Here is a 10633-nt window from a genome sequence, read left to right on the forward strand (position 1 = left end):
TAGGCTTGACGGGCCGCGCGATCCTTGTGCGGCCCGGTGTGTTTCAAATGACGGAGCGCGTGGCGCATGTCTTGGTATAGCAAGGTCGCATGGAAGGAAGGGCTGTTCCTTCAGCCGCAGCATTTTCAGCAAGCTGATCGTTATACCGAGCATCTGATTCAGTCGCGGACCCGTGCGATTACCCCCTATCCCTGGGGCGTGACCGAGGTGTCGCTGGACAAGGACCGCGCCCAGCAAGGGATGCTTGGGCTGCGTTCGGTGTCGGGGTTGATGCCTGACGGGACGCCTTTCGATGCGCCGGGGATATCGCCGTTGCCCCGCGCAATTGCCGTGCCCGATGATGCGGCGGGGCAATTCGTCTGGCTGACCCTGCCTGATGTTTCCCCGAATGTCCGCGACAGCGCCCCCTATGATGAGGAAGACTCCAGCACGCGTTGGGGTATCGTCGCGGAAACCGTGGGTGACAGCGCGGCAGTGGCCCGGACCGAGCAAGTGCTGGAACTGGCCGTGCCCCGGTTAGAGCTGGCGATCCGCAAGACTCCGCGTCCCGGCTATCAGAACCTGCGTCTGGCGCGGATTGCCGAGGTGCGGGACAGGGTGGTCACGCTGGACGATACCTTGCCGCCGCCATCGCTGGTGATCGGGGCGCATCCGCAGCTTTTGGGTTATCTGACCCGTGTCATAGGCTGGATTGAGGCGCGTTTGGAAAGCCTTGCACGCTATGCCGCCGATCCTTCGGCGGGCGGTGGGATGCAGGCGGTCGATTATCTGATGCTGCTGACCCTGAACCGTGAAATCGGTCTTTTGCGGCATTTGTCGCGCAGTTTCGTCGTCCACCCCGAGACGCTTTATCAGCGACTTTTATCCCTTGCCGGAGAGTTGGCAACATTTAATGAAGGTAGCCGGATGGCACCGGATTATCCCCCCTATGATCACGAAGATCCCAAGGCGAGTTTTGGTGTGATCGTCGCGGATATTCAGCGTCTTTTGTCGCGCGATATTGGTCGTGCGGTGCGGCTGGTGCTCCGTCAGGTGCGGCCGAACTCTTATCTGGCTGAGGTGGCGGACCGTAATCTGTTCCGCGAGGCAACTTTTGTCATCGAGGTGCAGACGGCCAAGCCGCTGACGCAGGTGCAGTCGCAATTCCCCGAGCTTTGCAAAATCGGGCCAAACACCCGGATGAGCGAGATCGTCAACAATAACCTGCCCGGTATCGCGCTACATCACTTGCCGAACCCGCCACGCCAGATCCGGGTGCTGTCCTCGAACGTGTATTTCCGAATGGAAAAGAGCTCTCCTCTGTGGCGTGAGTTTTCAATGGCACCGGGGATCGGGATGCATTTCGCGGGTGACTGGCCCGATCTGAAGCTCGAACTTTGGGCCGTGCCGGAGAAGGGCTGATGGCACAAGACGACGACCAGGATAAAACGGTATTCGGCGGGGCATTCCCGGTCCCGCGAGATGGATCAGGTCAGCCTGCCAATCGCTCCGCTGGGGTATCTGCTCAAGTGCCGGACGTCCCACAGCAGGGGCGCGCGCCGCAGGGCTATAGCTCCGGTGGGGCAGGGGAGCGCACTGTGATTGGCAACCTTTCCCCCTTGGGTCAGGCTGGTGCGGGAATTGGCGCTCCGCCAGCAGGCTATGCCGGGCAGGGTGGTTTCGACGCATCGCGCCCGGCCTCTGACAGCCCGTTTGGTGGTCCCAATTCCTATGGCGCGCCGGGGGCGAATACATGGTTGGGGACACCCGCCGCGCCGTCCTCCGTTGGGCAGGGGGGGTATCCCTCGGCTTATGGTGGGGCTGCCGGAATTGGTCAGGCTGCGGGCGGGGATCGCGGTTTTTTCCCGGATTTTCAGCCGCGACCGGATGCTCGCCCGGCAAGGACCGTTCCACGCGTCGCGCTGCATGATGCGATGCGGGTGCGTGAACTGGGGGCGGCCTCCTCTGCAAACCCGTTGCTGGCGGCGGCAGCGGGGCTTTTGATCCTGTTGGGCCGGTTGCGCACGGGCATGGTTGAATTGCAAGTCAGCCCGCTGATGGAACATGTCACCCGCGAGATCGAGCGTTTCGAGCGTAACGCGCTGGCGGCCGGTGTCTCTCCGCATGAGGCGCTGGTGGCGAAATATGCGCTGTCCGGCACGGCGGATGATATCGTTCAGAACTTGCCCGGTGGCGGCGAGCGCGGAAGCTGGCAGCAATATTCCATGGTCGCGCGTTTCTTTCACAAGCGCGATTCCGGTGTCGGTTTTTTCCAGGAGGCCGAGAAGGCCATGCAGGTTCCGGCGCAAAGCTATAACCTGCTGGAATTGATGCTGGTTTGCCTGTCGTTGGGTTTTGAGGGTCAGTTTCGCACGATGCCGAATGGTGGGGTTGAACTGGCGCGTATTCGGAATGCGATTTACGAAAGTCTGCGTCGCGTCCACCAACGCCCGGATGAAGATATTTCGGTTATGTGGGCTCCTGTGGTGCAGGGCCGTGGCCGCCGTTTCGGTGCGATTCCTCTGCCTGCGGTTTTGGGTATTGCCGGGGTGGCGGTGCTGGCTGTCTTTGCGATGCTTGCCACGCTGATTAACCGTGATGGTGCGGCTGCGGCCGAAGCGCTGCGTGGCCTGCATCAAGGGGTGCCTGTGCTGCAAATCGACCGAACCGAAACCATCCCTTATGTTGTCGCCGATCCGCAGCTTGAGCGGTTGCGCAGTGCATTTGCGCCGGAAATCTCGGAAGGGCAGATCGCGGTTGAGCCGAAGGGTGATTTCATAGCGATCCGTGTGGGTGAATTGCAGCTTTTCGACAGCGGTCAGGTCACGGTGAAGGACGGCTTTACCGCATTGGCAAGCCGCATCGCGCAGGTGCTGAATACAGAAGGCGGCCCGGTTGTGATCGAAGGGCATACAGATAATGTGCCGATGTCCGGGCGGGGGCGCTATAAGGATAATTATCAATTGTCGCAGGCCCGTGCGGCAGCCGTGGCCGGGGTGCTGGTGCCTTTCTTGACGGATGCCGACCGCGTTCAGGTCGAAGGGCGCGGCGAAGATGACGCCATTCAGGATAATGCAACGCCCGAGGGCCGTTCAGCCAACCGCCGGGTTGAGGTCATGCTGGCCCGTGAGGGCACTTATGATGCTGCCCCGGCTGCCGATGATATAATATCGGAGGCCCGGAATTGAGGATCCTCGGTTTTTATATGCCACGGTTACGCTGGCGGGATCATGCGTGGTGGCGCTGGCTGGTGACAGTGGCGGGGATTGTCGGCCTCTGCGCCGCAATCTGGTTTGGTGGTCCGATGACCGGCTGGGCGCCTCTGGCTGGCGAAATACTACGACTGGTGCTGATTGCACTGGTTCTTGGCGGGCTTGGGGCCGTCTGTTTGATCCGCTGGCGGCGTCGTGTCCGCGCTGCTCGGGCGATTGAGGATGCGCTGATCCCCGCTGAACCCACGGGCGACGGCAAAGTTTTGGCCGAGAAAATGCAGGATGCTTTGGGGGTCCTGAAAAAATCCGGTGGATCGGCGGCGCTTTACGATCTGCCGTGGTATGTCATCATCGGCCCACCCGCTGCCGGAAAAACGACGGCCCTTGCGAATTCGGGGATTGAGTTTCCTCTGTCGCAGAGCCACGCTATTTCCGGTTTCGGCGGCACACGCAACACGGATTTCTGGTTCGCGGAAGATGCCGTGCTGATCGACACAGCTGGGCGCTATACCACTCAGGACAGCGATGCCGTGGCCGATAAGGCAAGCTGGGGCGCCTTTCTGGGCCTGCTGAAGCGCACACGCCCGAACCGCCCCATCAATGGCGTAATCCTTGCCTTTTCGGTCGAGGATATGATGCGCGCCCCCCCTGATGCGCTGGCGCATCATGCTGAGACCGTCCGTGCCCGGTTGGCAGAGCTGCATGAGCGGCTGAAAATTGATTTTCCGGTCTATGTGATGTTCACCAAGGCTGATCTGATTGCCGGTTTCCGTGAATATTTCGCCAGTTTCAGCCTGAACCGGCGCAAGCTGGTCTGGGGTGTCACCTTTCAGACCAAGGATCATAAGGCGCTGACCTATGAACAGGTCGGGGCCGAGTTTGACCGTCTGGTTGCACGGTTGTCTGATGAGATTATCGACCGCCTGTCTGAGGAACCCGATGGCATTTCCCGTGTCGCCATTTTCGGCTTGCCGGGGCAGATGGCGCTTTTGCGCGACGGTGTGGCGGATTTCCTGCGCCGTGTGTTTGAACCGACACGCTATAAGACGAATGCGATCCTGCGGGGGTTCTATTTCACCTCGGGCACGCAGGAAGGCACGCCGATAGATCAGGTTCTGGGGGCGATGGCAGAACCCGAGGCGGGGGGCTTTGCGTCGGGTTTCATGTCGGGGCGAGGGAAAAGCTATTTCCTGCATGACCTGCTGCGCGGGGTGATTTTCCCGGAACAGGGGTGGGTTTCCTTTGACCAGAAAGCGGTGCGCCGCGCGCGGATCATACGTGGGTTGGCGCTTGGCACGATTGCGGCGGTGACGGTCGGACTGATCGGGGCGTTCGGCTATAGCTATTGGAAGAACACCGCGCTTTTGCACACGGCAACGGCGGAGACCCAAAGCTATCGCATCAATGCGCAAGAGGAACTGGCCCGAGATGTCATCAGCGACAGTGATTTGCGACCGATTCTGCCCTTGCTGAATGACCTGCAAACGATGCCTGCGGGCTATGGTGACAGTGAAACTCCGGGTCTGCTGGAGCGGATGGGTCTTGGCCAGCGCGGACGGCTGAATCGCGCCGCGACTGAAGCCTATGCCGAAGCGTTGGAGCGGATGCTGCGCCCGCGGCTGGTGCTGGATCTGGAGCGGCGGATGCCGCAGATCATCGCGTCTGGCGATATGCCGCAGATTTATCGGGCGCTGAAGGTTTACCTGTTGCTGGGCAAGCAGGGCCAGACGACCGATGATGCCGCCATCACCGCATGGTTCGATCAAAGCTGGCGTCAGGAATATCCGGGGCTATCCGGGTTGAATATGATTGATCAGCTCAAGCTGCATCTGGCCGCTATGCTGGCGCTGGACGACCGGCGTCAGCTTCTGGTCGATCTGGATCAGGCGACGGTCGAGCGCGCCCGTGCCGCCATCGCGCAACTGCCCATGGCAGATCAGGCTTATGCGATCATCTCTGATGGGGCGATTGCCGCCGGGCTGAAACCATGGAGCCTTGCCGAGACGCTTGGCGCTGATGGGGCTGTCGTTCTGAGCACCCGCGACGGCAGCGACCTGACCAGCCTGACGGTGCCGGGTATCTACACCTATGAAGGCTTCTGGGATTATTTCTATGACCAGCTTGCCGTTGTCGGTGAACAATTGCGCCGCGATCAATGGGTGCTGGGCGATCTTGGCAGCAGCGCCGAGATCGAGCAGCGTCTGGCGCGTCTGGATCAGGACTTGCTCGACCGCTATCGTGCTGGGTTTGTTGCGGCGTGGAATAGTGTTCTGAACAATCTGACGCTGCAATCGCTGGTGGCGGATAAGCCACGCTATGCGGTTCTGGGGCGGACGGCCTCGGCTTCGGCGTCACCGTTGCTGAAACTGGCGCAAGCCGTGGATCGTGAAACTAACCTGCCGCGCGAATATGAACAGCTTGAGCTTACAGAGCCGGGCCAGCCCGCCGGAACTGACGGACAGGGCACCGCCGAAGGGGTGGCCAATTCCGTTGCCGCGCAAATTGCCTCGCGTATCCAAAGCCGTTCGTCTGGTGTGCAACGTATCCTGATGGATGCCGCCGCGCAAAATGCTGGCAAAGGTCAGTTGGGTGCTGTGGTTGGCGGCGAGGGTGCCCCCAATTCGATCACCGCCCCGATCGAAGAGATCGCCAAAGCATTTGAAGGCTGGCATATGCTGGTCATGGGGGAACCGGGACAACGGCCCATTGATACGGTGCTGAGTAATCTGGGCCTGATCTGGAAGAATATGACGGATGCCGAGCATAACCCTGAAGCATCCGCTGCCGCATTGCCAACGCTTCTGAACAGCCTGACGCAGTATAATTCGCAACTGCCTGAGCCTCTGGCTGCGATGATGTCGCGTGCTGAAGGGGATTTTCGGACTGGCGCTTCAGATGCCAGTATTGAGCAGATGAACCGCGCCCTGACCGACCGGGTGACATTCATGTGCCGGGATACGATCAAGTCATCCTATCCGTTCGCGGCATCTTCTCGAAGCCTGTCGATTGATAATTTTGCAGGGTTTTTCGGGCCTGGTGGGGTTATGGACCGCTATTTCACCGAATATCTGGAGCAATATGTCGAACGAAGCGAGAGCGGTCTGAAATGGCGGGCAGATAAGGAAATTACCAAGCGCTTCTCCTCGGCTACGCTGAAACAGTTTGAGCGGGCAGAACGTATCCGGCGGGCCTATTTCGCAGGTGGCAGCAGCCGGCCACAGGTGGAAATCGCGATCCGCCAAGTCGATGCACATCCTACCATTGAGGAGGCCGCGTTGGCAATCAATGACACGGTTGTCACGACTGCGACGGGCTATGTCGCCCGCAATGTGCTATGGCCCGGCACCGGCAGATCGACCGCCCTGTCGATTGCGCCGACGCTGGACCGCCCTTCGGTCCTTGTGTTCGAGGGAAGCGCATGGACCTTCATCGACTTTCTGAAAGCGGCCAGTTCACGCCGCCAGCAGGGGGATACGTTGCGCGCGACTTTTACGATTGGCGGGCGTAACATCACCTACGATTTCACCATCAACGCGATCGATAATCCCTTCACTATGCCCGAATTGATCGAGTTCCAATGTCCACAGAGCATAGATTGATCCCTTCCCGGACCGGCGTTTTGGGGAAGCATCCGAGGTTTGGCGACTTCATTTGGGCAGGGCTGCCGGAGGATGTGCTGAGGCCACTGAGCGATTGGATGGGGGCAACCTTTGGTGTGTGGCGTGATGCCGCCGGGGCAGGGTGGGAAAGCACGTTCGATGCGGCCCCCGCGATTCGTTTTTGGCTTGGTGCTGAGGTTAACAATGGACACAGCTTGCGCGGTGTCTGGCGTGCGTCACAGGACCGCAGCGGGCGGCGCTTTCCGCTGGTGTTGGTGCAAGAGGGCGGTGCGGCCCCCGCAATTGAGCCGGATCAGGGTTTTTATGATCATGCTGATGCGCTGTTGTTGGACTGGCTTGGCACCGGGGATTTTGATCCCAAGATTGCGGTCGAAGGGGCTGTGTCAGCTTTAGCTGACTTTGTCCGGGATATGCCTTCGGCATCCGTGCCTGCGCAATCAGGTTTTTGGGCTAAGAATCCCACGCTTGGTGGGGCCGCTCTTTGGGCCGATTTGTCGGATGTTGACCATAATCATGCCACTCTTGCGCGCAGCTATTGGTGGTTTAGCGTCGGGCAGGGGGCTACGGCGGTGGCCGTGGTGCAGGGCTGGCCAGATGCTGGGTTGCTGGGTTGGTTGCTGGGACATGCGCCTGCACCTTGTGAACCGCCTGCTGATGGGGAGCAGACATGACCATATCAACTGTTGTCCCGCTTGATTTTGATTGCGCGGCGCTATCCGATATGGGGCGCGTTCGTGACCATAACGAAGACAGCTTTCTGTCCCTGCCAGAAAATGGCCTATGGGCTGTTGCCGATGGTATGGGGGGGCACAGCGCGGGCGATTTCGCCAGTGCTGTCATCGTGCGCGAAATGGCCTCTGTCGGGGTGCCCGTTTCAGCGCAGGATCAGCGTATCCGCGTGCTGGAGCGGCTGGACCGGGCACATGCCCAAATCCAGAGCCATGCGGCCCGGCTTGGGTCTCAGATTGTGGGGTCAACTGTTGCTGCGCTTTTGGTCCATGACGGAGAGATGACCTGCATATGGGCCGGTGACAGCCGCATTTATCTGCTGCGGGATGGTGCATTGAACAGGCTGACGCAAGACCACAGTGAGGTTGCCCGGCTTGTCGCCGCCGGATTCCTGACCGAAGATGAGGCCCGCCACGATCCGCGTCGCAATGTCATCACCAGTGCCGTGGGCATCGGAAACCGGCCCGGAACCGAACTCGCAACCGCAATTGCGCAGCCGGGGGATGTTTTGTTGCTCTGTTCGGATGGGCTGACTGAACATGTCAAGGATATGGAAATTGCGACGGTTCTTGCCGGGGCAGGGGGGGGCGCAGATATGGCGGCGCAGTTGATTTCCATGACGCTGGACCGGGGAGCAAAGGATAATGTAACCGTTGTCGTGGTGCGTTTCTTATCTGCGGATAACGCCTCAGAGGAGTGTGACTGATGTCCTCCTCCGGCGATGGCGATCACCGGGACGACCCACCAGCCTCCGGGCATGAGGCAGCATCACCGGCCACGGATGCTTCGGGACCAGCGCAGAATGCTTCCGGCACCGTAGGGGCTGATTCCGACAGGCCCCCGTCCCTTACGGCGGATGAATATGATGAGGCAAAGACGCGGATTGCCGGTGGGTCCCAAACCCGGTCGCCGGAAGCTGAGGTCGTCCAGCCCGGCACGCTTATCAATAACAATTACCGTATTATCGCCCTTATCAGCGCCGGAGGTATGGGCGAGGTCTATCGCGGTGAGAATATCTTTACCCACGACCCGGTTGCCATAAAACTTATCCTACCTGATCTGGCGCAGGATAAGGCCGTAACTGAAATGCTGATGCATGAGGCGCGCATTCTCGTGCAGCTACGTGATGATGCGATCGTACGCTATCACAACTATATTTTTGACACGCAACTGCGCCGGCATTGCCTGATTATGGAGTTTGTCGAGGGGCGCCATCTTGGCCAGCAGTTGAAGGAAGCCGGGCCGCTGCCCAAGGCGGATGCGCTCAGGATTTTCCGCAGTATTGCCGCTGGCCTGCATCGCGCACATCAGAGGGGCGTCGTTCATCGTGACTTGTCCCCCGATAACGTGATTCTGCGCAATAATCGCTCGGATGATGCTGTTCTGATTGATTTTGGTATCGCACGCTCGGCGGTGCGCGATGATGTGTTGGGGGGACGTTTCGCAGGTAAGTTCCGCCATGTCGCGCCAGAGCAACTAGGTCATTTTACGGGGGAGACCGACGCAAGGGCGGATATTTATAGCCTTGCGCTGTTGGTAGCTGCGATGCTGCGTGGAGAGCCGCTGCCGATGGGGGGCACAGCTATCGAAGCGTCGATGGCGCGGCTTCAGATACCGGATTTGTCGGATGTTTCCTATGATGTTTTCCCGCTGCTGCAATATATGCTGGAGCCTGATCCAGAGGCTCGTCCTGCGGATCTTGGCGTGGTTCTGGCGGCTTTGGATGATCCAGTGCTGGTGCCGTCCCATTATCGGATGCCGCTGTGGTCCTCTGCCGATCAGCCAGAGGTCGATCCGTCGGATGATAGCGAATCCAGCAGTCCCTTTGCTCATCAATGGCCCCGTGCCACGTTGCCACCTGATGCGGATGTGCAGACAGGGCGCAAGGGCAGGCGCATTTGGCCTGCAATCCTTGTGGGCGCTGCGCTGTCGCTAACGGGTAGCGCGGCTTGGTGGCTATGGCCCCGCGCCGCCCCTGAGCCAGAAAAGCCGGAAATCATGACGGTGGCGGAGTTGCCACCCCGCGATATTGGAACGCGTGATGGGTTTCTCGCTGTGCAGGAATTGCCACCCTGCACATTGGCCACGCGGGTCAGTCTCGGGGCTGGGGCGGGCACGATCCGCATCCTGTCCAGACAAGCCGTTGATACGACTGGGCTGGCAACGGCATGGCGGCGGGCCTTTTCCACAGAACCACAGATAAGCCAACGGCAAATACCGGATGGATTTTGCCCGGCCATTGCGTTTCTGGCGGAAATTACAGGTCGATCTGCGTCCCCCCTGGTGCTGAACGTGAAATCCACACGGCATGAGGAGAGCCTGCAAATCATTGGTAGTCTTGCAGGACCGGAGGGGGCAAACCCGTGGCTTTTTCTACTGTCACCAGATGGCACATTGCATGATCTGACGATGCAATTGACTTCAGGTGCGGATAATTCGTGGCATTTTGCCATAAGTATCGCTGCCCCGGAAGGCCGTACTCAGGATGAATATCTTATGGTTGCAGTTAGCAGTGCGGCCCCCCTGATTACCCTCGCCGCAACCCCCGCCGCCGCCCGTGCCGAGGTGATCCTGCCTGCTATTTTGGATGAAATAAAGCAAATGCAACAGCTTCCCGCTGTTGATTTTGCTTTGGTGCCAGATGCCATACCCTGAGACAGGTAATGTAATTATTAATCCGCAAATGCTGTGGTAAATTTTCTACGGGATGATGCTGTTTGGGCGGTAATTGGATTTTAGATTTTATTAATTTCATCTGGCCCGCTCCCCGAGAAGTTCCTCTGCCGTAAGGCTGAAAATGGTCGCGTGAGTTCTACAGTCACGCTATGTTAAAATGGGGGAGATTGCCCCACCACCCCGATGCCCTGCGAGGAGGGCTTGGGCCCCTTGCCTCGATTTCCTCCAGCAGCGCCAGTGCCGCTGTAGGGTTGTCCTTTGCAGTGTTGTCGAAGATCAAGCGTAGGTCGTCACGGGCAACTTGTCACCACTTCACGTTAGGCGGGATGCTTCCGCTCGATCAGATCAAACATCTCAGCCATGCTGACCTGCCCCCCGAAAGATCCCTCACTTTAATGTAGAGTCTGCTCAACCGCG

6 protein-coding genes are annotated in these 10633 nt (G+C 59.4%); all 6 read left to right on the forward strand.

Features of this window, described 5'->3' with window-relative positions; all coding sequences use genetic code 11:
• Positions 1 to 66: 66 nt before the first annotated feature.
• The 6 genes from tssK (at position 67) to Q4G24_RS15150 (ending at position 10195) form a co-directional block, all read left to right on the forward strand.
• Positions 67 to 1401 (forward strand): type VI secretion system baseplate subunit TssK, encoded by a 1335-nt coding sequence (gene tssK, locus Q4G24_RS15125; RefSeq protein ID WP_303367374.1) that lies wholly within the window; start codon positions 67 to 69, stop codon positions 1399 to 1401.
• A gap of 176 nt (positions 1402 to 1577) precedes the next feature.
• The gene (gene tssL, locus Q4G24_RS15130; RefSeq protein ID WP_303367375.1) at positions 1578 to 3167 is read left to right on the forward strand and encodes a type VI secretion system protein TssL, long form; all 1590 of its coding nucleotides are present in this window, start codon (positions 1578 to 1580) and stop codon (positions 3165 to 3167) included.
• Positions 3168 to 3184: 17 nt separating this feature from the next.
• Positions 3185 to 6790: a type VI secretion system membrane subunit TssM gene (tssM, locus tag Q4G24_RS15135; RefSeq protein ID WP_303367376.1), complete on the forward strand. Its 3606-nt coding sequence runs from the start codon at positions 3185 to 3187 to the stop codon at positions 6788 to 6790.
• Complete coding sequence (gene tagF / locus Q4G24_RS15140; protein WP_303367377.1) at positions 6769 to 7482, forward strand: type VI secretion system-associated protein TagF; 714 nt, start codon at positions 6769 to 6771, stop codon at positions 7480 to 7482. Before tssM ends, tagF begins: the two co-directional genes overlap by 22 nt.
• The gene (locus tag Q4G24_RS15145) at positions 7479 to 8246 is read left to right on the forward strand and encodes a PP2C family serine/threonine-protein phosphatase (protein WP_303367378.1); all 768 of its coding nucleotides are present in this window, start codon (positions 7479 to 7481) and stop codon (positions 8244 to 8246) included. Before tagF ends, Q4G24_RS15145 begins: the two co-directional genes overlap by 4 nt.
• Complete coding sequence (locus tag Q4G24_RS15150) at positions 8246 to 10195, forward strand: serine/threonine-protein kinase (RefSeq protein ID WP_303367379.1); 1950 nt, start codon at positions 8246 to 8248, stop codon at positions 10193 to 10195. Before Q4G24_RS15145 ends, Q4G24_RS15150 begins: the two co-directional genes overlap by 1 nt.
• Positions 10196 to 10633 lie beyond the last annotated feature (438 nt).

It is taken from the genome of Paracoccus sp. (in: a-proteobacteria) (assembly GCF_030538695.1).
Classification (GTDB): Bacteria; Pseudomonadota; Alphaproteobacteria; order Rhodobacterales; family Rhodobacteraceae; genus Paracoccus.

What these genes read in the sequence shown, in the direction of transcription:
- tagF (WP_303367377.1), top strand. Translation starts at nt 6,769, where the DNA reads ATGTCCACAGAGCATAGATTGATCCCTTCCCGGACCGGCGTTTTGGGG.
- tssK (WP_303367374.1), top strand. Translation starts at nt 67, where the DNA reads ATGTCTTGGTATAGCAAGGTCGCATGGAAGGAAGGGCTGTTCCTTCAG.
- Q4G24_RS15150 (WP_303367379.1), top strand. Translation starts at nt 8,246, where the DNA reads ATGTCCTCCTCCGGCGATGGCGATCACCGGGACGACCCACCAGCCTCC.
- tssM (WP_303367376.1), top strand. Translation starts at nt 3,185, where the DNA reads ATGCCACGGTTACGCTGGCGGGATCATGCGTGGTGGCGCTGGCTGGTG.
- Q4G24_RS15145 (WP_303367378.1), top strand. Translation starts at nt 7,479, where the DNA reads ATGACCATATCAACTGTTGTCCCGCTTGATTTTGATTGCGCGGCGCTA.